This is a genomic window from Allobosea sp. 2KB_26, from assembly GCF_052115715.1.
In the GTDB taxonomy this organism is placed as follows: domain Bacteria; phylum Pseudomonadota; class Alphaproteobacteria; order Rhizobiales; family Beijerinckiaceae; genus Allobosea.
Genome location: NZ_JBFRHE010000035.1, coordinates 1 through 25174, shown reverse-complemented (window position 1 = coordinate 25174; position 25174 = coordinate 1). Strand labels below are relative to the sequence as shown.

Annotated in this window: 22 protein-coding genes and 2 pseudogenes; 12 read left to right on the top strand and 12 right to left on the bottom strand. The window is 63.2% G+C overall.

Going from position 1 to position 25174, the window contains the following annotated elements; genetic code table 11:
• The 4 genes and pseudogenes from AB4099_RS34350 to adhP form a co-directional block, all read left to right on the top strand.
• Window positions 1–149: pseudogene (locus AB4099_RS34350) on the top strand (IS481 family transposase); the annotation flags it as partial.
• Window positions 150–537: 388 nt separating this feature from the next.
• Window positions 538–2751 carry a DUF3141 domain-containing protein gene (locus AB4099_RS34345; RefSeq protein WP_441481395.1) on the top strand — a complete coding sequence of 738 codons (2214 nt, stop codon included), beginning with the start codon at window positions 538–540 and terminating at the stop codon, window positions 2749–2751.
• Between the two features lie 146 nt (window positions 2752–2897).
• Complete coding sequence (gene fabI / locus AB4099_RS34340; protein ID WP_113518940.1) at window positions 2898–3683, top strand: enoyl-ACP reductase FabI; 786 nt, start codon at window positions 2898–2900, stop codon at window positions 3681–3683.
• A gap of 70 nt (window positions 3684–3753) precedes the next feature.
• A complete protein-coding gene (adhP, locus tag AB4099_RS34335; protein ID WP_441481394.1) occupies window positions 3754–4776 on the top strand; it encodes an alcohol dehydrogenase AdhP in 1023 nt (340 codons plus the stop codon).
• 38 nt (window positions 4777–4814) lie between these two features.
• Here the strand turns inward: adhP and AB4099_RS34330 are convergent, their stop codons facing one another.
• Window positions 4815–5135 (bottom strand): hypothetical protein, encoded by a 321-nt coding sequence (locus tag AB4099_RS34330; RefSeq protein ID WP_441481393.1) that lies wholly within the window; start codon window positions 5133–5135, stop codon window positions 4815–4817.
• 290 nt (window positions 5136–5425) lie between these two features.
• Window positions 5426–6298 carry a hypothetical protein gene (locus AB4099_RS34325; protein WP_441481392.1) on the bottom strand — a complete coding sequence of 291 codons (873 nt, stop codon included), beginning with the start codon at window positions 6296–6298 and terminating at the stop codon, window positions 5426–5428.
• 60 nt (window positions 6299–6358) lie between these two features.
• Here AB4099_RS34325 and AB4099_RS34320 point away from each other — a divergent pair, with 60 nt between their 5' ends.
• From AB4099_RS34320 to AB4099_RS34310, 3 genes are all read left to right on the top strand, one after another.
• Complete coding sequence (locus AB4099_RS34320) at window positions 6359–7060, top strand: AprI/Inh family metalloprotease inhibitor (protein WP_441481391.1); 702 nt, start codon at window positions 6359–6361, stop codon at window positions 7058–7060.
• A 237-nt stretch (window positions 7061–7297) separates the two neighbouring features.
• Window positions 7298–7543 (top strand): hypothetical protein, encoded by a 246-nt coding sequence (locus AB4099_RS34315; protein ID WP_441481390.1) that lies wholly within the window; start codon window positions 7298–7300, stop codon window positions 7541–7543.
• Between the two features lie 452 nt (window positions 7544–7995).
• Window positions 7996–8118 (top strand): hypothetical protein, encoded by a 123-nt coding sequence (locus tag AB4099_RS34310; protein WP_441481389.1) that lies wholly within the window; start codon window positions 7996–7998, stop codon window positions 8116–8118.
• 384 nt (window positions 8119–8502) lie between these two features.
• Here the strand turns inward: AB4099_RS34310 and AB4099_RS34305 are convergent, their stop codons facing one another.
• Both AB4099_RS34305 and AB4099_RS34300 read right to left on the bottom strand, forming a co-directional pair.
• Entirely contained in the window at window positions 8503–9888 is a 1386-nt protein-coding gene (locus tag AB4099_RS34305; RefSeq protein WP_441481388.1) for an RNB domain-containing ribonuclease, read from the bottom strand.
• A gap of 459 nt (window positions 9889–10347) precedes the next feature.
• Window positions 10348–11349 carry a zinc-dependent alcohol dehydrogenase family protein gene (locus tag AB4099_RS34300; protein WP_441481387.1) on the bottom strand — a complete coding sequence of 334 codons (1002 nt, stop codon included), beginning with the start codon at window positions 11347–11349 and terminating at the stop codon, window positions 10348–10350.
• 87 nt (window positions 11350–11436) lie between these two features.
• Between AB4099_RS34300 and AB4099_RS34295 the strand changes: the two genes are divergently transcribed.
• Window positions 11437–11814 carry a winged helix-turn-helix transcriptional regulator gene (locus tag AB4099_RS34295; RefSeq protein ID WP_113516255.1) on the top strand — a complete coding sequence of 126 codons (378 nt, stop codon included), beginning with the start codon at window positions 11437–11439 and terminating at the stop codon, window positions 11812–11814.
• A gap of 240 nt (window positions 11815–12054) precedes the next feature.
• Here the strand turns inward: AB4099_RS34295 and AB4099_RS34290 are convergent, their stop codons facing one another.
• From AB4099_RS34290 to AB4099_RS34265, 6 genes are all read right to left on the bottom strand, one after another.
• The gene (locus AB4099_RS34290) at window positions 12055–12441 is read right to left on the bottom strand and encodes a DUF6157 family protein (protein ID WP_113516253.1); all 387 of its coding nucleotides are present in this window, start codon (window positions 12439–12441) and stop codon (window positions 12055–12057) included.
• Between the two features lie 97 nt (window positions 12442–12538).
• Window positions 12539–13783, bottom strand: a complete 1245-nt coding sequence (locus AB4099_RS34285) for a hypothetical protein (RefSeq protein ID WP_441481386.1) — start codon at window positions 13781–13783, stop codon at window positions 12539–12541.
• 980 nt (window positions 13784–14763) lie between these two features.
• Complete coding sequence (locus tag AB4099_RS34280) at window positions 14764–15477, bottom strand: riboflavin synthase subunit alpha (protein WP_113516250.1); 714 nt, start codon at window positions 15475–15477, stop codon at window positions 14764–14766.
• A 316-nt stretch (window positions 15478–15793) separates the two neighbouring features.
• A complete protein-coding gene (locus AB4099_RS34275) occupies window positions 15794–16189 on the bottom strand; it encodes a GFA family protein (RefSeq protein WP_113516249.1) in 396 nt (131 codons plus the stop codon).
• A gap of 1209 nt (window positions 16190–17398) precedes the next feature.
• Entirely contained in the window at window positions 17399–17731 is a 333-nt protein-coding gene (locus AB4099_RS34270; RefSeq protein WP_441481385.1) for a hypothetical protein, read from the bottom strand.
• Window positions 17732–18073: 342 nt separating this feature from the next.
• Complete coding sequence (locus tag AB4099_RS34265; protein WP_441481384.1) at window positions 18074–19231, bottom strand: helix-turn-helix transcriptional regulator; 1158 nt, start codon at window positions 19229–19231, stop codon at window positions 18074–18076.
• 224 nt (window positions 19232–19455) lie between these two features.
• Between AB4099_RS34265 and AB4099_RS34260 the strand changes: the two genes are divergently transcribed.
• Window positions 19456–20565, top strand: coding sequence for an AraC family transcriptional regulator (locus AB4099_RS34260; protein ID WP_441481383.1), 1110 nt, complete (start codon window positions 19456–19458; stop codon window positions 20563–20565).
• A gap of 17 nt (window positions 20566–20582) precedes the next feature.
• On the opposite strand, the pseudogene AB4099_RS34255 reads toward AB4099_RS34260, so the two are convergent.
• A pseudogene (locus AB4099_RS34255) lies at window positions 20583–20927 on the bottom strand (helix-turn-helix domain-containing protein); the annotation flags it as partial.
• A gap of 61 nt (window positions 20928–20988) precedes the next feature.
• Window positions 20989–21141: a hypothetical protein gene (locus tag AB4099_RS34250; RefSeq protein ID WP_441481396.1), complete on the bottom strand. Its 153-nt coding sequence runs from the start codon at window positions 21139–21141 to the stop codon at window positions 20989–20991.
• A 621-nt stretch (window positions 21142–21762) separates the two neighbouring features.
• Between AB4099_RS34250 and AB4099_RS34245 the strand changes: the two genes are divergently transcribed.
• The 3 genes from AB4099_RS34245 to AB4099_RS34235 form a co-directional block, all read left to right on the top strand.
• Window positions 21763–22458 carry a GNAT family N-acetyltransferase gene (locus tag AB4099_RS34245; RefSeq protein WP_441481382.1) on the top strand — a complete coding sequence of 232 codons (696 nt, stop codon included), beginning with the start codon at window positions 21763–21765 and terminating at the stop codon, window positions 22456–22458.
• A gap of 386 nt (window positions 22459–22844) precedes the next feature.
• Entirely contained in the window at window positions 22845–24536 is a 1692-nt protein-coding gene (locus AB4099_RS34240; RefSeq protein ID WP_441481381.1) for an FAD-dependent oxidoreductase, read from the top strand.
• 543 nt (window positions 24537–25079) lie between these two features.
• Window positions 25080–25174: YjiS-like domain-containing protein (locus tag AB4099_RS34235; protein WP_441480949.1), on the top strand; the 95-nt coding region annotated here is incomplete at its 3' end.

Here is a 25174-nt window from a genome sequence, read left to right as displayed (position 1 = left end):
CCTATCCCCACTCAGATCGCAGAGCCGAAGAGCTGCCGCGCTGGCTCCATCACTACAACTGGCATCGCCCCCATGGCGGCATCCAGGCCAATACACCCATCAGCAGACTCGCTCTCGGCGAGGACAACCTGTTGACGCTCCACACCTAGGTCATCGGACCGGATATCGTATCCAGTCCGATGATCTAATCTCCTGTGTTTGCATCGGCTTTTCCCGAAAACCGCAATCCACTTTTCGGGCCGATGCTCTAGCTTTGGCTGTCGCGCCCTCCCGATCAAGGCGGCCCTTGCCATCCGCCCCCCGGGCGAGCGGGACGCCGGGAGGGGTGGCCTGGATGTCCCAAAGGCCAATGGCAATGTCACATTCCGGGTGCAAGATAGGCCTGCCGATGGCTCTCGGCCCCGTCACAGGATCAGCCTCCAGGGGACCTGAAGCACGGGCCGCGAGATTGAACGCAAACGCCTTGTCCCGGCGGTGGCCGGCGGCAGGCGGCCCGAACTCGACCCTGGAAGTATCGGCTTCAGCTGGAGTGATCAGATGGTCAAGCCGCCTGGACAAACGGATAACCCCGCGATTTCTCACGCGTTTTCCTATTCTGTCGATGCATGGCAGCGCTCGATCGTGTTCCTCGATACGATGCGCAAGCGCGCAGCCCAGTACGAGGAGCACGCGGCGCAACTCGCTCCTCACGTGCTCGACTATGAGGCGGAACTGATCTGCGACGGGCGCCAGCTCGAGCGCCCGGTCAACTATATGCTCGCGAGCATCGTTGCGCCCGACGGGGTCGCAATCGACCATCTCAAGCGACCCTTCATCGTCGTCGATCCGCGGGCCGGCCATGGCCCGGGCATTGGCGGCTTCAAGGCGGATAGCGAAATCGGCGTGGCGATGAAGGCGGGCCACCCCTGCTATTTCATCGGCTTTCTGCCCGATCCCATGCCCGGCCAGACCATCGAGGACATTGCGCGCGCCGAGGCCGTCTTCCTCGAAAAGGTCATCGCCCGGCACCCGGGCGCCGAGGGCAAGCCCTGCGTCATCGGCAATTGCCAGGCCGGCTGGGCTGTCATGATCCTGGCCTCGCTGCGACCCGAGCTCTTCGGCCCGATCATCGTCGCCGGCACGCCGCTATCCTACTGGGCTGGCGTCAAGGGGCAGTTTCCAATGCGGTATTCGGGCGGTCTGCTCGGCGGCAGCTGGTTGACGGCCCTTGCCGGCGATCTCGGTGCCGGCATCTTCGACGGCGCCTCGCTGGTGCAGAATTTCGAGAACCAGAACCCGGCCAACACGCTCTGGTCCAAGCAGTACAACCTCTACTCAAAGATCGACACCGAAGCCGAACGCTATCTCGGGTTCGAGAAATGGTGGGGTGGGCACGTCACGCTCAATGCGGAGGAAATGCAGTTCATCGTCGACGAACTCTTCGTCGGCAACAAGCTTGCGGCGGGCGAGATCCGGACCTCCGCCGGCACCACGATCGACCTGCGCAACATCCGCTCGCCGATCGTTGTCTTCTGCTCCAAGGGCGACAACATCACTCCCCCGCAGCAGGCGCTCGGCTGGATCCTCGATCTGTACGACAGCGTCGACGACATTCGCGCCTATGGCCAGACGATCGTCTATGCGGTCCACGAGACGGTCGGCCATCTCGGCATTTTCGTCTCCGCCGGGGTCGCTCGCAAGGAGCACGACGAGTTCGCCTCGAATATCGATCTGATCGACGTCTTGCCGCCGGGCCTCTACGAGGCGATCCTGGAACCCAAGGGGGACACGGCTGCAAATCCCGAGCTGGTGACCGGCTCATGGGTGATGCGCTGCGAGGCGCGCTCGCTGGACGACATCCGCGCCCTCGGGGGCAATGACCTCGAGGATGAGCGCCGCTTTGCCACCGCAGCGCGCCTCTCGGAGATCAACCTCGCGCTCTACCGGACGATGGCGCAGCCGGTTGTCCAGGCGCTGGTCGCGCCGCCATTGGCCGAGACGCTGCGCAATCTGCACCCGTTGCGTCTGTCCTACGAGATGTTCGGGGCTCGCAACCCCTTCATGGCCTGGGTCGAGGACGCCGCCGAGAGCGTACGGGAGCGGCGGCAGCCGGTGGAGCGCGACAATCCCTTCCTGGCGTTTCAGGAGCAGGTCTCGGAGCAGATCGTCGAAGGGCTCGAGATGTGGCGCCGGGGGATTGAAAAGCTCTCGGAGCAGAGCTTCCACGCCATCTATGGCACGCCAGCCCTTCAGTCGGCACTTGGCATCGAGGGCAAGGCCGGGCGCCCGCCGCGCAAGGCGGCGGCGAGCCTGCTGCACGGCAAGCTTCTCGAAGCCCGTATCGCCGAACTGCGCGCATCGATGACGACCGGCGGGCTCCGCGAGGGGCTGGCGCGTGCACTCATCTATGTCGGGCTCGCGCGCAATGGCGTCGACGAGCGTGGTTTCGAGGCGATCCGCCGCATGCGCAAGGCCCATGCCGCGACGCAGCAACTGACCCTGCCGCAGTTCAAGACGCTGATCCGCGAGCAATACTTCATGCTCCTGATCGATGAAGAGGCCGCATTGGCGGCGCTCCCGGGCCTGCTGCCAACGCAGGAGGACGAGCGCCGTGCGGCCTTTGCGGTCCTGCGCGAAGTCCTGGAGGCGCCCGGGCCGCTCACCGAAGCGGCCGCCGAAAGGCTCGGGCGCGTGGCTCCGTTCTTCGGAACGTCCGGCGAGCCCATACCCTTTGCGGGCAAGCGGAAAGCACCTGGCCGGCAGGCCGGATGACGTCCGGCATGTTGCTGCCTCCAACACGTCCGGCGCTGCCCGCCTGTCCACATGTGCACTCCTTGTCCTTGCCGACGACGAGCTGATGGTCGCCCGCCCCCCTGCGCTGCCCGATGGGTGCGCCCGAGCCTGACAGGAGATCTGCGATGCCGCTGCCCGAAGTCAAAGCCAAGCTCCTGGAGGGCCGCAGGGGCCTGATCGTCGGTATCGCCAATGATCGGTCCATCGCCTGGGGGTGCGCGCGCGCCTTTCGCGCTTTTGGCGCCGAGCTTGCCGTCACCTATCTCAACGACAAGGCAAAGCCCCATGTCGAGCCGTTGGCGCGGGAGGTGGAAGCCTCGATCGTCATGCCGATGAACGTGACTGCGCCAGGTGAGCTGGAGGCCGTCTTCGAGCGCATCCGCTCCGAGTGGGGCGAACTCGATTTCGTGGTGCACTCCATTGCGTCCGCGCCCAAGGACACACTGCGAGGCCGCGTGACGGACGCGCCGCGCGAGGGTTTTCTCGAGACCATGGAGGTCTCGTGCTGGTCGTTCATCCGCATGGCGCATCTTGCCGAGCCCCTGATGAAGTCGGGCGGCACGCTGTTCACGATGACCTATTACGGTTCGCAGATGGTGGTGGAGAATTACAACATTATGGGCGTGGCCAAGGCTGCGCTTGAAAGCGCCGTTCGCTATCTCGCAGCCGAGTTGGGTCCCAAGGGAATCCGGGTCCACGCCATTTCACCCGGCCCGCTCGCCACCCGCGCCGCCTCCGGCATCGCCGAGTTCGATGAACTGCTCGCGAAAGCCAAGAGCCGCGCACCGGCCCGCGAGCTCGTCAGCATCGATGATGTCGGCGTGGCGACGGCCTTCCTGGCTCACGACGCTGCCCGCCTGATGACCGGAGACGTGCTCTACATCGATGGCGGCTACCACATCATCGACTGAGTGACGCAGACCGGATGATCGTCGATCATGAAATGACCCAGATCGGACGCGGAGACGAAGGAGAGGCGCGATGGCAAAGTCGATGAAGGCTGCAGTCGTACGCGAGTTCAAACGGCCATTGTCGATCGAGGAGGTCGCGATCCCGGAGGTGGGTCAGGGCCGGATCCTGGTCAAGATCGAGGCGTCCGGCGTCTGCCACACTGATCTCCACGCGGCGGATGGCGACTGGCCGGTCAAGCCGAAGCCGCCCTTCATTCCCGGCCATGAAGGCGTTGGCACTGTTGTCGCCGTTGGCGGCGGCGTGAAATCCGTCAGGGAAGGGGACCGGGTCGGCGTGCCCTGGCTGCACACGGCGTGCGGGCACTACAAGCACTGCTTCGCCGGGTGGGAGACGCTGTGCGACGCCCAGCAGAACACCGGCTATTCCGTCAATGGCGGCTTTGCCGAGTACACGCTGGCAGATCCCGATTATGTCGGCCATCTCCCCGCTGCTCTCGATTGGGAAACGGCCGCGCCGATCCTCTGCGCCGGCGTGACCGTCTACAAGGGTCTCAAGGAGACCGACACCAAGCCCGGAGACACCGTCGTGATCTCCGGCATCGGCGGGCTCGGGCACATCGCCGTGCAATATGCGAAGGCGATGGGTCGCAAGGTCATCGCCGTCGACATCTCCGACGCGAAGCTGGCGCTCGCGCGGGAGATGGGCGCGGACGCGGTCGTCAACGCGTCGACGACCGATCCGGTCACAGAGGTGCGCAAACTCTGCGGCGGCGCGCAGGGCGTGCTGGTGACTGCGGTCTCGCCAAAAGCCTTCAGCCAGGCGCTCGGCATGCTGGACAAGCGCGGCACCATGGTGCTCGTCGGGCTGCCGCCCGGGTCATTCGACCTCGACATCTTCGATACCGTGCTGACGCGGAAGACGATCCGCGGCTCGATCGTCGGCACGCGCCTGGACCTCGCGGAATGTCTGGAGTTCGCCGGGGACGGAAAGGTGAAGGTGCATTACTCGGTCGAACGTCTCGAGGACATCAACGGCATCTTCGACCGCATGCGCAACAACAAGATCGATGGCCGCGTCGTCATGAGGATCTAGGCGAGACGGGCCCCGGCTCGGGTCCGTGGCTGCGCCCGCTAGGCCTGTGGAGCGGCGTAGCCGCGCTTGGCCATGCAGTCGAGATAGACGGCCTTGATGGCCTCGCTCCGGCGGGTGGTCATCTCGTCGGCCGCGTCGGCCCCAACCGCACCATGGGCCCGCGCCGTGCTGGCGGGCAGGGGGGCCTTGTTGGCCTGGCGGAGGCAGGCGGCTGCGTCCTTGTTCCCCAGCGCCTCCAGCGTCGCGTTTCCGATGACCGCCGCTCGGCCATCGCCGCGCTGCATCCCTGGTGGAGCGGTGTTCACGGTCTGGCACCCGGCGAGTGCGAGCGACGCGGCAGTGACGGCATAGCGAAGCATGATCCCCTCCCTGATGCCCCAGAGGAGCACAGGCCAGTAAGGGGTTCAACGAGCGGTGACTGGCGTCTCACGCGCGGCCCGCGTCGAGCCGGAGTTGTTCGAAAAGAGTGAGCGCCGGCAGGAGCGCTGACGGCCTGGAGTGTCTCGATGAAGCGATGTGTTCGCCGGCCGGGCGCATCGCTGCGCGTTCTCGAGCAGGGATGAATGTCGAGGGCGGCCACTACAGCCCTGATCGCTTGTCTGGAGCCACCGAAGCCCGAAGAGCCTCGCCAGGCAGCAACGCGCTGGCGCTACCGTACAGCGTTGGAGCCCGCGAGTTCGTTGGCCACTGAATCGAGTTCGCTGATGCCAGCCTCAGTGTCATAGAGGATCGCGCAAGTGACATTTGGCATCGTGGAGGCAAGATCAAGCGTGACGCGATATTTGGGGAACGCCATCTTCAATCCGCCGATGATCCCGCGCTGGAAATCCTGGGTATTATTCTTGGATTCCATTTCTGCAAAAACCGCGTCGACCTCTTTCGAGAGTGCGTCGGGCTCCAGATCCAGCTTTGATTTATGACGATAATTGGCAGCGGCGACCGAGAAGCACGCTGTGCCAAGGTAGGTCAGCGGTGTGATCTGAAACTGATCGGCCCTGTTCATTTTCGCCGGATCGGTCTCCTTCAGGATAAAATTCGCCGAGAGCGATCCATCGGGCCCATGGGTCATCGAGAGATTGAAAGGGGTTTCGATCGAGCCGAACGCGTAGCATCCACCGTCCAGGCACGTGTATTCGGCCGTCGGATCGGTCGGGAAGAACTGCGAGATGCCGTTTGCCGCGTAGTCATCAGGATGGAGCTTCCAGTCAGGCCTGAACGCGGTGACCCGCAGGATGGCGATCAGGCTCTTCATTTGACCGGCCAGAGACGGTTCCTGCCCCCGGGATGCGGCCGGCCATGAGATGGCGGCGACGACAGCGACGGCAAGGCCGATCAAGGACCTTGAGACACTGCGCGATAGTCTTGCCCTCGCGGCCTGCTTCGCCATGGATCGAACTTTAGCGACAAGGGCAGTTGCTTGCGAGCCGAGATGCGTGATCGCTTCAAGCGCGGTAGTCTTGGGTCGCCCTCCTGTTACGTCGCCTCGCGCGACGATGCGCCGCTCAGCATCGTCGCAAATCAAGTCAAAGCCCCAGCAAAGACCGCCCTGCCGTCAAGGGCCGGATTTCCAGCGAGGTATTCGATGACGCTGCGACGCATCATGATGGCTGCATCCTCAGTCCTCCTGACGGCCTGCACTTCGGTTGGCTATCCGACTGCCTACTCGACCGCCTATTCGACTGGCCCCTGGGGGCCACGCAGCGTCTATGGCCCGGCGCCTGGTTACCCGCCGCCCTGGGATGCGCCGCCCTATGACGGCGTCGAAACGACCCCCTCTTTCGACAATGGCGGGATGGATTCCGTCCAGACCGATGTCGTACCTCCTACTGGGCGCGTCGAGGTTGGCCCGCCGCCAGACCCTGTGGCCGCGGGTCCTGATTTCGCTCCGGACCCGTATGACGACCGCGCGTTTCCTCAGCAGGGGGAGGTGATCGAAGAGCGCCCGCCGCCTGCGCGAAGGCTTGCGACGACCCAGCCCTCTGCCTCGCAGGCGATTCCACCGCCATCCAGCGCATCGGCCTATGCCGGAGCCTGGCGAGCTCTCGATGCCAGCGGAAGGGCCTGCCGGGTTCAACTTTCCACCACGTCCTCGATCGATCTCTACAAGGCCTCCGTGACGGGGTGTACCGGATCTCCGCTTGCGACCGTCAACCTCTGGAGCGTTTCGGCTGGCCAGGTCACGCTGTACGCCCGAGAGACGGTTGTCGCCCGCCTTTCCGGGCAGGAGGCAAGCCTTTCAGGCTCGGTTGAAGCGGGTGGGGGCTCGCTTCGCATGACGCGCTGAAGCGCCGGTCGCTGTTTTCATCGCGCGGCCGGAAAGCCATCGCAATCCTCTCGCGGGGGATCCTCACCGAGCGAACGTCGATCGCCGATCCATGCGCACGCGCCGGAACTCTGTGCCCGATTGCGCGTTGGGTCGCCGCCCAGGCTGGTCCGCCTTGCAGCTCGTCCGCGTCGGAATCGATCTGCCAGTGCGCCCCTGACTGTACGGGCGTCATCTTGGAACGATCGAGACCTGCCGATGTCGACTGCTCATGTCCGCTTCCCCGGTGTGCTGAATTCGAAGGAGATGCTGGTTGCCGAGTCCATCCAGGCGCGCGCCTGGGATGCCGTCAGCCGCGACAACCGCCTCATCGGCGACGCGGCCGATGCCGCGAAAGCGAAACTCGGTGGCATCATCATTCGCCTGATGAGCGATGGCTCCAAATCGATCAACGACCTTGCCACGGAGGCGGTTCTGACCTTCCGCGAAAGCGCCGGCGGGTGACAGCTTCTTCCGAGGTGCTTGTTGCAGAGGATCGTCCTGAACATCCCTGCTGTGGCCAGTAATTCAAATCGCCTTGGATCTCCGGCGGCAATCGCGGGCGTACTCGCGGCGCATTTCCTTCAATTGCTCCCGATCAAGCCGAGACGTGTGTCCTGGCTTGGTAGCCTTGCGGGCTTCCTCGCGACATGCCTCGCGAGCGCTATCGGCGCTCTGCCTAGCTTCCGTCGGCAATGCGAAGATAGCCAAAGTTGCGACGGAAAGCGCAAGGTGGAAATGCATGTCACGCTCCTTTTGCGGAGGCAAAATTCGCTGCAGATGACGCTATTGGAGATTGGCGCGGCGTCTAGTTGGCTGAGCGCTAAAAGTGCCCAAGCAGTCCTGCTGCCTATCGTGCAACGATTAGGGTTCTGTTGCAATTTATTCAGTTGCGGATTCTACGGAGTGGCCTTGTCTTGGCTGTGGTCCAGGTCGAGATCTCCGACGCGCTGGACGCGTCGCCGATAGGTATCTTCACGCTTGCCAGTTACGATGCTCCTGCGATCACGGTCGCCGCCTGGCCTTCGCAGATCAGCTGATACGCTTGGCTGTGACGAATGCGGCCGCGACAACCGCCTCATCGGCGACGCGGCAGATGCCGCGAAGGCGAAACTCGGTGGCATCATCGTCCGCCTGATGAGCGATGGCTCCAAATCGATCGACGACCTTGCCACGGAGGCGGTTCTGACCTTCCGCGAAAGCGCGGGCGGGTGACCCACCGGCGCAGCTGCTCGGGGTGGATCCAGTGCGTCTCCATCTCTGCGCCCGAATGCGGCGCTCGGCAGGGGGCGCGAGCGTCAGCCGTCTCGGCCGACCAGGAGAGCCAGCAGTGATCTGAGCAGATCTCTTGGAATGTCCGTTTCCAAGAGATGGGCCGGCGTCGGCTATTGGCTGCAGGACGGGTTCTCGGAACGTCAGCGCCCTCAACCTGCTCGTTCGAAGGTGATCATGTTCTGCAGGGGGTCGGCAGATGTCAGCCTGACCCGGATCCTATCGCCCGGCTTGCTGCCCTGACCGCGAACCCGCGCGACCACGGGCAGCTCGCAGAGCTGGATGCGCAGGCCGTGCTCATCGGCGTCGGTCACGACCGCCTCGAACGCGGTTCCTTCGCTGCCCTGAAGCATGAGAGCTTCGGCCAGGTCGATGACGTTTCGGTCCATTTGTCCGTCGCGCGCATCGGCCCGCGCCATCACCGCGGGCAGTTGTTCGAATGCGGCCGATACCGCTGGCGGAACCGGCTGGCCGTTCGCGACCGCCAGAGCGGCGCGCACCACATAGCGATCGGCGAGACGGCGCAGCGGTGCCGTGGCATGCGCATAGGTCGCCGCCATCGGCGCATGCCAGGGCACGATGCCTTCGCGATAGGGAACATAGCTCGCGCCGCCGCTGGCCCTGCGCACCGCCAGCATGAAGGCCGCGTGGCTGCTGTCGGCGGGATTCAGCGTCTTCTCGAACTGGACGAGCGTCTCCATTTCCGGCCATGACAGCGCCAGGGCGCGCGCGGTCTGGCGCAGGCGCTGGACGGCCTTTTGATCCGGTTCCTGCATGACCCGGAACAGGCCGGTCCGGGCTGTCAGGAGTGCGGCCGCGATCGCGATATTGCTGGCCAGAGACAGGGCGGCGTTCTGCTCCTCGGCGCGCAGGCGCGGGCGAAAGATCAATTGGTAGCGGCCGTCGCCGAGAGCATCGACCTCCTGTTCAGGCGGGTCCACGCGCGCTGCGCCGCGCCGGCTCTCGGCAGCCTCGATGCGGCGGGCCAGTTCATCGAAATCGGGCGGCAGATCAGACGCGCTGACCCCCTCATAGGCGAGCTTGGCGGTGCTGCGGATGACGGCCCGTTCCGCACCGTCGAGATGGACATTGCCATCGGTGTCGATCCGGGTGGTGAAGATCACCGCCGGCCGAGGGCCGGTAGGCAGGAGGCTGGCGGCTCCCTCGGCGAGAACCGGCGGATACAGCCCGACCCTGCCGTCCGGCAGATAGAGCGTCGTGCCGCGCTGCCACGCTTCCCGGTCGACCGCGTCGCCATCGTCGACGAACCAGGCGACATCGGCGATGGCGTAATGCAGCAAAAGGTCGCTGCCGCTGCGCTCGATCGTGAAGGCCTGGTCGAGATCCGTCGATGTCGCGGGGTCGAGCGTGACGAAAGGCCGGTCCGTGCGGTCGACATGCGCGGTCGGCGCGCGATGGGCCGCAGTTTCCGCCGCTGCAAGAACCGCGGGCGGAAACTGCTCCGGCACGCCGAATTGCCGGCGTATCGCCGCCATTCCGCCGATCAGCGCATTGGTGGAATCAATGAGGGTCTTCATCCTGCTCCGCGAGACCTCTGTCCGTTGTTGAGCTGCTGCGAAGCAGCCAGCGCGAAGGTCCGCGAATTGCGATAGTTGCAACCGTTCGGGCTTCACATGCAACGATAGCGACCGGTCATGTCGAGCGATACACACTGGATCGGGGCGCACGTCGCTTCCCGGAGCCCTGGGGAGCAATCTGCTCGCCGCCTGACGCTGCGGCGATCACCATCCCGGAACAGAGGGCAACGGCGCCCGGGGAAGCAGTCTGGTGGATTGAAGCGGACGCCAGGCACCCGCCCGAGATCGTCCTCACAGCGCGAGGAAGAGCGGCGCGGTCCTGCCCGTTTGCAGACGTTCGGACGGTCAGGGGAGGGTGGGAAGCTGACCTTCGCGAATGTCCGGGATCGGCGAAAAGCATGCCACGAAGCGTATCCGCCTCTGTTGTTTCAGAAGCGGATCGCGACCCTGCCTGAACGTTCAGGCTGACATGGTGATGGCAACCTTTCCGCGATGCTGCCCGCTGCGCAGCCGGTCGAACGCTGCCTGCGCGGCCTCGAAGGCAAAGATCTCGTCGATGAGCGGCTTGACCCCGGTCGCCATCGCGGCTTGCAGATCGGTGACAGAGCCGACGTAAACGCCGCGGAGATCGATCGCCTTCATCAGGATCGCGCCGGTGTTGATCTCGCCCGCGACGCCGGTGAGCACGCCGACGAGGGCAATTTCGCCCCCGTGCCGAGCGGCTTGAAGCGCCTGGTTCAAGGTACCGGAGCCGCCAACCTCGACCACAAAGTCGACGCCCTCTCCGCCGGCCATGCCCGCGGCAATCTCTCCCCAATTCGGTGTGGTGCGGTAATTGATCGTCGCTTCCGCGCCCAGCTTGCGGGCCCAGGCCAACTTCTCGTCGGAGCTGGAGGTGACGATCACACGTGCCCCGGCGGCTCGGGCGAACTGCAGTGCGAAGGTCGAGACGCCGCCGGTGCCTTGTACCAGAACGCTATCACCGGGGCGCAAGCCGCGGCCGCCGAACAGGCAGTTCCAGGCCGTCACGCCCGCACAGGGGTATGCCGCAGCCTCTTCGAAGCTCCAGGCTTCAGGGAATGTGACCGCAGCGGCAGCCGGCAGGACGATCTGCTCGGCGAGCACGCCATCAACGAATCCGCCGCCGAGCGCGGTCGCCTGCTTGCGGGCCGAGAACGAGCCGTCCAGCCAGCCAGGCATGAAGCCGAGCACGACGCGCTCGCCAATCCGATCGCGAGACACGCCATCTCCAACCTGGGTCACGATGCCGGCGCCGTCGGAAAGCGGGACGAGATCGTGCTTCTGGTCCCCGGGATAGCGTCCTTCCCTGACGATCAGATCCCGATAGTTGAGCGTGGCCGCCTTGAGGTCGACGAGCACATCTCCTGGGCCCGGGGTCGGCGCGACGTCCTCGTGCAGCGTCAGCGGGGCGTTCGTTCCGTTCATTCGATAAGCGCGCAATGCCGTCTCCTTGGTCTGTGTTGGCGCACCAGACCTAGGAGGGTAAGGAGATATTCGTAAGTACGATCAAAAGGCGCATGTACTATCATGAATGATACTGTCAGGCAGGCCCGCCGCAAGGCGACCCGGACGGGCTGCGCAGTCGAGGCGACCCTCAGCGTGCTGGGTGGAATCTGGAAACCCGTGCTGGTGTTCCACCTTCTCCAAGGGCGATTGCGCTTCAATGCGCTGTGCCGCCTGACGCCGAATGCCACGGCCAGGATGGTGACGATCCAACTGCGCGAGCTCGAGGCCGATGGCGTGGTATGCCGCACCGTCTACCCGGAGGTGCCGCCGCGCGTTGAATACGCATTGAGCGAGTTTGGCCGCACGCTGGAACCCGTTCTGATCAGCTTGCGCGACTGGGGCGAAGCTTTGCAGGCGAGGGACCAAATCGAAGCGGCACGGAGCTGCCCTCCGCGGTGAGGGCGCATTCGGTCGAGGTGGCATCGAGCCATCGTTGAGCGGGGCCTGACATCGCCAATGTCAGTCGGCCGTGGCCAGCCCGATCCGGCTGCAGGCTGTTGCGGTCGTCAACGATCGACCGCAGTCGCGTACGATCAGTTGGACCCGGATGGACGACGGTGCCAGTCCGCATCCCGCAGGCTCGCACGACGCCGTGCCGCGCGGCATCCCAACCCGGACTCCCTTGTCCCGATCAATCCACTAGGTGCGGGATGATCGCATTCCCGGTCGCTTCCTGACGTCAGGATCGGCCAACAAGCGCGCGTATTCATCGCTTTCCACCGGCACGAGCGCCACGCGCGCCTCGGCATCATGATGCAGACCGAAGCCGTATTGCTTCACCAATGGCGAGGCGCGCAAGCAAGCTTGCGGCTTGTCGAACAACCGCGCCGCAGCATCCGCCCCTTTGCGCGCTTGCTCGACCGCCCGCAGAAGGTCGTCTGACGTCAGTTCATAGGGCCGCGCTGACAGCATCTCGTATTGCATCCTCGCGACGGTGCCTGGCTTTGCCGGAGGCGCGCTCAGCGGGGCCGTGCAATCCGCCGCCACGGTGATCAGCGTGGTCAGGTAGTTGGTGGAATGGCTCATTGGACCTCTCTGGCGAGCAGATGCCCCGATGCTTGCAAGCGCCGACAGCTATTGGCGCGTTGCGACGTGGCCGGGGCGCGCCTTGCGTAGCGGCTCGCTATTTGACGCGCGCGATAGTCCAGCCCGCCTGGGTGATCTCGGCTTGCGCCATCGGCGTCAGCGTGCCGTTGGTCGCCAGCACCGGGGCCTTTCCATCACCGGGGTTCGCAGATGAGACCTTGCCGAACAGGCCGGCGACAGTCTCGGTCCAGGCAATCTCGTCGAGCGGGAACAGGGCCAGCAGACGGCCGTCCTTCAAGCGGTTCAGCGGAAAGCCGCCAACCCCGACGAACGGGCCGATGCCGAGAGCCTTGGCGTTGGATGCGAGCAGCAGGGCGCGGCTGCGCTGGAAATAGGCCTCTTCACGCGTCGTCGCCTCGGCGGCCTTCGCCACGAAAAGTGCGTTGCCGCCGACATTGAGCGACGCCAGGGCCTTTGCGATCAGCAGCAGGTCGGTCGGAGTGTAGGATCGGTTCTGAACGAGGCGCTCCGCCAGGGCGCGAGACACCTTCATGCGCGTCAGCATGCCGATCACCTGGTCCACGACCTGGGTCGAGGTTCGTTCGGCCAGGGTCGAGCGAACGCTATCGACGGCCGTCGTGGAACTGATGGCGACACCGGCGCCACCCGGGATCGCCAGCATCATGCCCCTGACGGACAGCCCGCCCATCGCGCTGGCGGCGGCAATGTCGTTCAGCTTGGCGGCAAGGGGCGGGAATTCGGTATAGGGATCGACGCCCAGCTGGACCGCCAGCGCGCGTCTGGCTGCATCGACGCCCAGAAGGCTGCCGGCAATGCTGTCGCGGCTGGCGCTGGTATTGGCGATGCCGGTTCCAATCCGGCTGAACATGTTGGCGACACCTGAGGCGGATCGCTTCAGCGTCTCCGCTGGCGCCGTGATGAGGTCGGCGCCGAAGCGCAGGGGAGCAGCGGCCTGCCGCTCGAGCGACTTCACGAAAACGTCCGATGCGGACATCTCGTTCAGCTTGCGAAGGGCCGACAATTCGCGGATGCGCTCACGCATCAATCCTTCGCCGGCTATGTCAAAGGTGCCGAATGCGGTCTTGAGCACAAAGAGCCGAAGCAGGCCGTCGCTGTGCACCTCGGGGTCGACGCGATAGTTCGGGCCAGAGGCCTGCGCGCCAAGCACTGAAGCAGCGTTGACCGTTGGCGGGGCTTCGAAGGCAGCGGCGGCGCCTGCTCCGACGACGGTCAGGACAAGCCCAAGCAGTGCGCCAAGCGGCGTGGCGCCGCGCTGCAAGGCTCGCCCCTGGGCCAATCCGAAAACAATAGCCAGACGCATGAAAAGGCCTCCCGGAGCGATGCGCTCGACGGCGACATTACGCACATCCTGCCCATGCCCGTCGAGGCCGTCGGCCCCAACGCCACACATGTCGAGGATGGCCTCGAGGCGGTGGTCCGCGGGCTGAAGGCCCGGCTTGCCGGGAGATTGCAGTCGCCGGGCCGGATCTGGCGCAAGTCTGGCCAATCTTGGCGATGGCGAAGACGAATAGCGGCGGGGCGGCGGAGCTTCAACGCCTGCTCACAGAACCTCGCGTGCCGGGACCAAGGCTGCAATCGTCCACTGTAGATTGCCGGGTGATCTCGGTTTTCGATGCGATCCATGGGTTTTTCATGGTCGTTCCAAGTCACTGGACCCCAAGTCACGGGACCCCACGTCACTGGATCGCGTTCAAGCGGTCGTTGCTGCTCATCCCGATCCTGTTCATCTTGATGGAGTTCGACGTCATTCGGCACTACGTCCATGCAGCCGCATAGGTGCATTTCGCTGCAGCGGGTTGGCTGAATCATCAGGCCACGCAGCAGAAGCGGTCTGGCCGATGAGCGTTCCTTGAGGGCAATGTCGCCAATGGCTGGCTAACGGACCTTGGGGCGATGCCCCCTCTGACCGCTGTTGAACCACATTAGCCGAGCCGGCGGCGGTTCCCGAAGAACTTGCAGAGTTGCCCCACTCTCACGTAGCCGACTGCGAAAGCGCGAGGCATTCCGGTCACCCCATACAGCAAGGTAAGCCGCCCCAGTTGCGTCATCGCGATAGTAAGCTGAGCCGCCGAAGGCTGCTTCAAGGCCTTGTTCGCCCTTCATGCCGCCGCCGCCATAAACCGATACAACGAGGTCGAGCGGCGCAGCAGTCACCACGGCCTCACTCCTCGCAAAGCCCCCCGAACGGAAGACATGTATCGGCCACTGTTCGCCCATGGCTCATCATGACATGCGATTCAACACGTCTACAACGGGCTCGTAAGCGGACGCTGCTATCCATCAATGACGCGGCGGCAATAGCATCGAAGGCTTCACCAACTCCTCGAGAGCCAGGCCACGTTCTTTCAGCAGGGCTTCGAGCAGCGGCCTCAGCTCACCGAGGCTTTCAGCGACGCTCTCCCGCACTGTGTCAACGACGACCTGAGTTCCCCGTTCAATCTCGATGTTGAGCATGTCACCCTCGCACTTGGTGTCGAGATTCGTAACGCGGCGCGTCTCAGGGATGAGCCAAATCTCGAACCACCCCTCGGTCTTGTTACACTCCGAAACTGTCAGGCTGCACCCGTTGATGGCGATGTAGCCCTTCGCGAATATGTACCGCTCGAAAGGCTGCGGGATCGAGAATCGGATGGCCTTGTTACCACCGTACTCCTTGATGAGTTCGATCCGCGCTGCGAAGTCGATATGGCCAGAGAGAGGATGCCCACCAATCTCAGCACCATCTCTTGCAGCCCGCTCGACGTTGACCAAGCTGCCGACCTGACAGTCACCTAGAGTCGTGACCGCCAGGCTCTGGAGCATCACGTCGAACAGCACTCGCTCGGCAGATACGATGGTCGTCACTGTCAGGCAGACGCCGTCTACGGCCACGCTGGCCCCGATGGCGAGTCCTTCGGTGAACTGTGGAGGAAAGTCCAGCGTGAAAGTCCGGATGCCATTGTCATCCTCCCTGGCCGCAACCCTGGCAACGGTTTGAACAATTCCGGTGAACATGGCTTTCCTCATACCTGCGAGCGGTCCCTTATAGCGCTCACCTGGAGAGGCGGACCAGTTGACCAACGCAAAGCTCTTGAGCGTCGGCAAAGGGTCGTTTGTGTTGAAAAACTCCGGCCGGACCGAAAAGGAGGTCGCCTTGGCGCTCGGCGGAGAGGAACGTTTTTCACGCCCCCGAAGAATGCGCCTCAACGGCCGCCTGTACCGCGCACAGAAGGAAGACATTTCCACGCTCAGGCCCGTCGAACCAGCTCCAAGTATTGCCGCGGACTTTTTCAACACAATCGACCGAAAACGGACGTTTGCTCTCAACACCTCAGTCGCGCGGTGGAACGGTGTCGTATTGCGGCAGGCCGTCTGCGATCTCGTAGTAGTCCCCCTTGTCGGCGACGTAGATATGCAAATTTGCAGTGGTCTCTGTCGGTCCGTCGAAAGCACCCATTGCCACGGCGATCCAACCCCGATCCGACCGATCCCAGAATAGAGACGATCCGCATGTCGAGCAGAAGCCGCGTCGGACGTTCTCCGACGATTGAAACCACGTCAGCTTCTCCTCGCCGACAATCGTCAAGGCAGTCCTAGGCACATCAGTGGACGCGAAGTGGTGGCCCGAGTGCTTGCGGCACATCCGACAATGGCAGAAGTTAGGATTTGGCAGACTGTCAGCCACTGTTAAGGTGACCGCACCACAAAGGCATGAGCCGCTGTGCATCCTCGGTTCACTCCCGCAGGCGTCTAGTCGGGAAGCATGGCATCGGGGTTGCGACGTTGGCAAGAGCGTCCGCTATGGGGCGTTTTGGACGTTGCGACGGCCGGTCGCAAATGTCCGCGATGGGTGGGGAAACGGACGTTTATTGAGCGCCGCTCGGGTGTCCATCGCGCCCCACAACCAGACACTGGGCCTGTGCCAGCAAGCGGACGTTCGTCGAGGGCAAATGCAATGTCGGTTGGCGACCCTGGCCGTGTCAAAACGCCTTGGATCCAGTCGTGAGGCTGAACGACCGTTAGGTGGGAAGCTAAGTTAACCCCAGATGGGAGGCGCGTTCAGGTTGCGCCATGGCGCGGTGTGCGTGCGCCCCATTGGGGATATCTGTTCCGCGCTCGTCGCGGCGATCCAGATAACGACAGGTCGCCGGGGGTGAACATGACGTGTCTGTAGCCTCTCGCGAGCGGAGCCGGGCAGCTCGGCGAGCAGGCGGCGCGGCGGTAGCAAGGCGATCTCAAACCGATCCCCCTCCCTTACGGCTTGCCTTTGTCCTTGGACATGATCCCCTATGAAGCGCGGGCGCCACGGTGGGCGCCCGTGCTTCGTAGGGGATCATGTTTCGCGCTGACCTGCGCCTGGAACGACGCGATTCCCGTCAGCGCAGCCGCAAGACGCTCGTCAAGCCTAGCCACAATGCGCGTCGCGCGCTCCGGATCGCCTCGGACCGCAAGGCATAGGCGCGCTTCTTGTGAGACTCGATCAGCTCCGGTGTGATCCGCAGTGGGGTGTCGAGGCGCCACGATTCCAAAGCTCGCGCTGTCTTTGAAACGCCGCAGCCGTCTTGGGCCGATCCCACTGCAGCCTGCCGCCACCGTGGCACACGGACTCCTTCAGCGGCTCTCGGTAGCGCATGGGCACGATTTGGCATGACAACCTCGAACGTTGACGTCGGGAGATGTTAGGCAAACGACCGCAGCCGCCGCATCGTCGGAACGAATTCGCTTGTCGAAGCGGAGCGATCGGCGCGGGCTCCTCCCCATTTGGCGGCAATAGAACGCGGTGGCATCACGCGTGCCACGATGCGTGTGATCACTTCAGGATCCGAGCGAACTGCGCCGTCCTGGTCGGTGCCGATACGGATTGCAGAGGCTTCAAATTCTATTCGCCCTTTGCACTCGCTGCTCGGCGGTCTCCTGTTTGCGCTCGCCCGACTTTCTATTGCTTAGCCGACTGGATCGGCCCGAGATCGAGAATGCTGTCGTAGAGTGCGAGTGCTTCTTCTGTGCGGCCAACGTAACAGGCCGATCGAGCGCGCAGCTGCGTTAGCGCAGCGCTGTACAACCGATCCGCAGGCACATCGTCGGCCGCGCCGTGGTCTTCGATCAAGGTGATCACCGTGATGTCCCTCTGGGAGCACGCGAGAGCCAAATGTCCCTTGGGTTCCTGCGCCATCGAACTGATTGCCATGGCGAGGGACGCACTGATGGCGAGTCCCGGCAGTACCCGGTGCTTTCGCAGTAATGGACGATTAAAGAACAAAGAAAACATCGATTCCTCCCTGACGCAGCCGCAATGTGACTACGCTGCAATATCCTGAGACAAGGCAGCGCCTTTGATCTCGGATCGAAAAGACGTTTGATGGTGTTGTTTAGATAACGCGGCGTCATCATCGGAATCGATGATACGATCACCTTTATCATCGCAACATCGGGCGCCGACGCTCTTTGGTTGCAGCATCGGGATATGCGATCTTTGTCCCCCATGACTTCATGGGCTGAGCATTAAGATGGCAAGCGATGAAGGTTGGCGGTGGCCGGCAAGCGGATCCAGCAAGCGAGAATGGCTTCGCCGACGAGGAGCCTACGGCGAATGAACGAGACTTTCGTGGAGCTACAGCGCCGCGCGCTGCGGGATCCGTATCGGCGGTGTCGAGTTGTGGAGCAACTGCAGAAGCGTTGCCTGCCGAGACGTGCCGGTCTTCGAGAAAATATGCTGCAAATGCGACCGCACTGTTGGCTCGCTGATACCGAGCATGTCAGCGGCCTCTTTGCCACCCAATCCGTTGGCAAGCGCCAGAAGCACGCGAAGTTCTCCACCGGTCAGCCCATGCAGCCTGGCAAAGGCCTCGCCCGGCATGAGCGGCGCTTGAACAGGGTCCTGCATGAACACGGCGCATGATGCTGCAAATGGTGCGACAGTGCTGCGGCGCTGCCCCCCCTCGACCGAAAGGAAGGTCGCAACATAGCCTGCTCCCTCGGCGTCCGGGATAGCGAGCGAATGCGCGGTCATGTCCATATCGATGTTGTCGCGTCCGGCCTGGTCGATCGCCTTCGAAAGGACAGCGCGCGCCGCCGGATCGCTGGGAGTCAGCCGGTTGTTCACGATGCGGATGGAATTGCCGGTTTTGGTCTGTCGTTCGGCTGCGGCGTTCATGTAAATCACGCGCCCATCACGTGCCGTGAGGAAAACACCGGCGACAAGCGCATCGAGTGTCCGTTCCAGCATGTCCGATCTGAGGGCTCTGATATCGAGCACATCGGAAATGGCGAGCGCGCGACAGACATGCGGCGAAAGAAGCTTGAATAGGTTGATCTCGCGCTCTTGATAATACTCCGCCTTCTCGCTTCGGGAGGCATGCAGGGAGGCCATACGGCCACCGGTCCGCAGCGCGGGAAACCAGATTATGTCCTTTAGTCCAAACGGCTTCAGCACATCCTGAAAGAACCGGCTTTCAGCCAATTCGGAGCGGTCCATGGAGAGCGCCCGGACGTCGCCGATACTCGATACGATATCCGCAGAGGCCATTGGACTGCGGGCGTAATCGCCCCCCAATTTATCCAGGAATTTTGAACTATGCCCAAATACAAATAGCTGATCATTCTGTTGATGCAGCATATCGTGAATGCATATCCCTCCCGCCGTACTTTCGGCCAGATTGGCGATGCTTCGGCAGACGTCCGGCCACAGGCACGGATCGAGCGCGCAGTCATAGATCGCGCCGATGGTGTCGGATAGCCCCCGAGCGGAGGCTCGGTCCAAACTGATCATGGCGTGAGCCTCCATCATGGGCCATCTTCAGTCATTCCGAGTCGAGGGCGGCCGTCCCCGCAGCGCGGCGACGGCAAATTCGTTTCACAGACTGTCACGGCAACCACGTGTTGGGTGATAATTCCGACGACAAGTCAGTCTTCGCCGCAAGTTCTGTCCAAGCGCCGCAGAATGTGTCTAAGCTGGGGAGACCGGCAAAGGTAGCCGTAACGGGGGGCATGCCGATGGCCGTGCCTACGATCGACCCTGCGCTGCTGACGATGTTCGATGTTGTCCGGGCAAGGGACCCGGATGATCTGAGCGGCAAATTGCGCGTAACCGAACGCGTCGCAAAGTCGAGCCGTATCTACACTTACCAACTGCAGGACAGCGCGCTTTGGCGCGTGCGTTTTGATCAACCTATTTTTACGCTTGCAACCCGTAGCGTTGGCTCGATCCTCGCAAGTTACGTCGATAGCAGCTTCGCAACGAATGTCTCCGTCGATGGTGACGAAGGAGATCTTTTTTGCTTCACGACGATGCTGACAGGCCAGACAACATTGGTCCAGAATGGGAATTCTACGACGGCCGCCGACAATTGCGGTCTCGCCTGGAGGCCCAGTCCGAGCACCCGGCTTTTCATGAGCGACGACAACGCGCGAACCAACGCCTTCTTCAAGGTCGCGGATATCGAGGGTGCGCTGGAACACATGCTCGATGAGAACCTGCGCCAGCCACTCGATTTCGATCCCAATCTCGACTGGAGCAGCGGGCTCGCGGCCAGTCTGAAGCGCCAGCTTGATTTTGTCATGCATGAGTTTCAACGAGAGGACGGAGTGGCCAGCAACCCTGTCGCGCTCGCATCGTTGACCGACCTTCTCGTCTCGCTTGTGCTCCGAGGGGCGCCGCACAACTATGCCAGCCGGCTGGACAGAGGTCCCTACAGCGCCGTTCCTGCCTATGTTCGGCGAGCGGAAGACTTCATGCGAGCAAATGGCGTGGAGCCGATCCGCATGTCGCAGGTCGCCGCAGCTGCCGGATGCAGCCTGCGAACGTTGGGTGCCGTGTTCAACCATTTCCGCGGCAGGACACCATTGGGTGCGCTGCATGCCATCCGGCTCGATCTCGCACGTGACGAACTGACACTTGGCACATCAGGGGCTACCGTCACCGCGGTCGCGCGCCGTTACGGTTTCACCAACGCGACGCGGTTCGCCAACGCCTTTTGTCGTCGGTTTGGCGAGACGCCTTCGGAAGCCGCGCGACGTGCGTCGGTCCGGGGCACGCTCGTGCCGCCGTGTCCCGCGAATGGTACCCAGCGTTCAGCGCTTAAGGCGCCAGCGCCTCGATCCTAGTCGGCATGAATCCCGGGAGAGGGCAGGACGATCAGGAAGATGTTTGCGGGCAGGACGAGCGTGCCGGTTGTGTGCCATCCGGCACGGTCGAGCAGCAGAACCGCGTGTGCGCCCTTGGCCACTATCATGGCGATCTCGTCGAGATGGGCCTGTATGGCGTGCGTGTCGGCGAAGGGCATGGCGAGCGCCGCGCCATGGACGGCGCAGTCAGGGCCGGTCTCGACGATCCCGGCGAACCCGATCAACTGGTCCTTCGACAGCCTGGGCGGATGTCCCTTGGATCGAATATCGCGGAGCCCGGCGGGGCCGCGTTCGTTAAACCGATGGACCCAATCACGCAGCGTCTGTCGATTCACGCCGCCGAACGGCGATAGCCAAAAGCGAAACCGGTCGTCGTCACGCGACACCGGCAGGCCGGCTGCCTTAGCGTAGGCTTTCGAGAACGGTGATCGTGATCGGATCGATGACGGCGGCGGCCCGACCCCGCCCGGCATGGCTGAGATCGATGCCGGCATCGATCAATTGCCGGTCGCTGAGATCACGCAGCTTGTTCCGTTCGAACCTGCCGCGCAGCATCTTGCCGAGCCAAACGAGTTGATTGAATCGGACGCTCGGTACCCGCCCAAGCGCGTCCTCACAGTTCGCGGAAGTGCGGCACGGCTCTGCCCGTTCGGAGAGGTTCGGAAGGTCAGGGGAGGGTGGGCGCCCGTCATTTGCAGGCGCTCCGGAGTTTGGTGCTGAGAAAGGGCGGAGGTACGGGTCTACGGCAAGAGAGTTCCTGCACAGGCCCATGTGTTCGTCATTCAATGCTCGCTCGGTGCTGTCGCACCAACGCAAGGGTGGCTGCCCGCCAACGGACCCGCGTTTGACCGCAGCTCGGATTTGCCGAACGGGACGCCCGAGCCAATGTGCGGAGAACAAGAATAGAAGATTAAAGATTTTTCCAACAGAGATTGGGCCTGTGGAAGCTTCTCTTGAGTAGCTGGCGTCATGCCAAAACATTAGACTCTTCCTTGCTACTTCCGAATTTCGACTCTTCGGATAAGAACAGTCTTCCCCCGCCGCCGCATCATCGGAACCAACGAGTGGGGCGGCAGTTTCTGCGCCGACGATGCGTGGCTTTGGGCCGCTGCCAGGAAGCGGACCTGCCGGAGGTCCGAGAAGGGCCAACTCCGGTCGCCAGTTACCGATCTTCAAATGTCTCGGATGGGGCGTTTTGAGGCGCTGCAACGGCCGGTCGCAAATGTCTGCGATGGGTGGGGAGCGGAGCTTGCAATTGACGCAGACTGGCCAGTTTGGCCTTTGTTAGCTGATCGTTTCGTGAGGCTCGCTCCTATGGCTAAGCGCCCCATACCCCATCCGACGCTCTCAACCGCTCGCCTGCGCTTGCGCCAGTTTCGCGCCGATGATGCGGACGAGATGCACACGTGCTTCGCCGATCCCGAGACAATGCGGTTTTGGAACCAGCCGGTTTACACAAAGCGCGTCGAAACCGAGCGCTCGGTGCGCAACTTCATCGATTGCACGCCATCCTACTATCGATTTTGGGCGGTGGCCGACGGAGCAGATGATCGATGCCTGGGGCTGGTCAATTACCACGATGGTCACATTCGTAGCAGGCGCGCCAGCATTGGCTATATGATCAACCCCACTCGGCAGCGGCAGGGTCTGGCCGCAGAGGCCGTTTCGGCCATGCTTGACTTCTGCTTTGCCGAACTTGGCCTGCATCGCATTCAAGCCTTCATCCATCCCGACAACAGCGCGTCGATCGGGCTGGTTGAGAAACTGGGCTTCAGTCGCGAAGGGGTACTGCGAGATAATCTGCGTGTGGGTGATGTTTGGCGGAACGATCTGCTCTACGCCCTCCTTTCTACCGAGTGGCGCAATGGATGACCTGCGTATGGTGATGCCGAAGATCGGTTGATTGTTCTGGCCTGCGCCATGCTCGAAGTGACGTCCGCAACGGGGCGAGAGAAGAAGTTCGGCACGCCAACTCGCTGTTCCGGGTCGCGCCATTTCCGGACATTGGCCCAGCGCCAGAAAGCGGACCTTGGCGCGCTTCACCGATCCTTGCCTGCATAGTATTTCGCGAGTTGCAGCGCGCGCGGGCCGCCCTCTGAGAGGCGCCGCATGATGCTTCGTAGCTGAGCAAATTCCCTTTCCGTCAACGTTTCCGAAGGTGCCTCAGCTCGCGCCCGCGTGATTGCGGTCAAGCTCCTAATCTGGTCGGATGGTGTCGCGCACGAGAAGTGGCAAAGGCCCGATACGGAGGTCACCCCATGGCAATCGGCGAGACTCGGCGAGAGCAGATTTTTCCGACACTGTCCGCCCTTCAGATCGCGACGGCGCGTCGCTTTGCGAGCGGTGCACCGCGCCGCTTCGGCCCTCGTGACATCGTATATGAGATCGGCGCCCGCAACGCCCCCTCCTGGCTGATCCTCGATGGCTCGGCTGACGCGATCCGGCGTAGCGCAGCCGGCCAGTCGTCGGTGGTCACCACCTACGGTCCCGGTCAGTTCACCGGGGAGACCAATCAGCTCTCGGGCCGTCCATCCCTCATGTCGGTCGTGGCGGGTGAGACCGGCGCGGTCGCGATACCCTTTGATGCGCCGCATCTCCGTGCGCTTGTCATTGGATCGGCGGATGTCGGTGAAACGATCATGCGCGCCTTTATCCTCCGGCGCGTCATGCTGATCGAGGAGGGGCAGACCGGCGGCGCAGGGTCGATCCTGATCGGACGCCGGGATGATCCCGACATCGTCGGGTTGTCGGGGTTTCTCACCCGCAACGGCTACCCTCACACCGTCATTGCCGCCTGCGAGGCAGAGGGTCGCGAACTGGTCGAACGGCTCGGCGTCGCCCCCGAAGATCTGCCGCTGATGATCTGCCCGAACGGCACATTGCTCAGAAGCCCGAGCAATGCGGATGCCGCGTCCTGTCTCGGCATCACACCTGATCTCGATCCGAATATTGTCCACGACGTGGCGGTCATCGGGGCCGGGCCGGCCGGGCTTGCCACTGCCGTCTATGGCGCATCCGAAGGGTTGTCTGTCCTGGTCCTGGACAGCCGCGCCTTCGGCGGCCAGGCGGGCGCATCCGCCCGGATCGAAAACTATCTCGGCTTTCCGACCGGCATCTCCGGACAGGCCCTCGCGGGGCGGGCCTTCAATCAGGCGGCGAAGTTCGGCGCCGAGCTCGCCATTCCGCTGACCGTCGAATTGCTCCGCTGTAACGGAGCGGATGCTGAAGCCCCGTTCACCCTCGAGCTCAGCAACGGTGGCACTGCGCGGTCGCGCACCATCGTGATCGCTTCGGGAGCGCGCTACCGGCAGCCCGACATTCCCAACATCGAAGAGCTGGAGGGGGCCGGCGTCTCCTACTGGGCATCGCCCGTCGAGGCGCGACTTTGTGCCGGCGAGGAGGTCGTCCTCGTCGGCGGAGGAAACTCGGCGGGCCAGGCGGTGGCCTATCTCGCACCGCAGGTCAGGCATCTGCACCTGGTGGTGCGCCGACCCCTCGAGCAGACCATGTCCCGGTACCTGATCGATCGGATCGCGGCGTTGCCCAATGTCGAACTGCATGTGGGCAGCGAGATTGCCGATTTGCACGGCGACCGGGCGACAGGCCTGACCGGGACGACGTTTCGGGACAGCCGGACTGGTGCGATCCGGGAGTGCACGTCGCGCCACCTCTTCCTGTTCATCGGTGCCGATCCCAATACGCATTGGCTCGACGGCTGTGTGGCGCTCGACGGAACGGGCTTCGTCCTCACGGGGGAGCGCGCCGGGGGTGGCGGGCGGCTGCCGCTCGAAACCAGTTGCCCAGGCATCTTTGCCGTCGGAGACGTGCGTGCCGGCTCGACCAAGCGGGTGGCCGCCGCCGTCGGCGAAGGTGCCGCCGTCATCGCACAGATCCATTCCGTCCTGACACGGAACGTCGGACCCGCATTGAATGCCGTGCGGCAAGCTTGATGGAACGTGACCTCTACAACACCTCAGGCCAGCTACGCTGAGGTGCATGCTCGGTTCGGCGGAATCTTGAAAGCCTCCGAGGGGCGGGACTGAAGCGCGCCAGTTGCGGACATTGGCGCCTTGCCCAGAAGCAGACGCTACGAGTGTGCTGACCAGAGTGCCGCTCTCGACCCAACTCCGACATTTGCGGTGAGCCGCTGAACGGTCAAAAGTCGCCCATTCCCGACCTCTGGGACGTCCGCATGCGGGCGGTTCAACTTCGCAATCGGCAACGCGCCGAAATCCCAACGCGGTGAATTCCTGCTTTCGGCCACAGCCCGTTTTCTAGGCGGAACATCGGTTGCATTTGAAACGAACGATGCGCTCACTGCATGATTAGACGAACAAATCACTGATTCACAAGCTGTTCATGCGATGAGCGCATATCAGAGCTGAATTGATGCCCCTGTTTGCGGCGGGCCGATCGGCTTATGTGCAGTGCACAACGAGATTGTCGCTGTGGGCACCGCCCCGGTCCGGAATATCCGCCAGAGGAATATCACCATGTTCGTCACCATGATTGCCGCCAAAATCCGCGCCTTCCTGCGCTATCGCGAGACGGTTCGCGAGCTGTCGCGCCTGACCAACCGTGAGCTCGA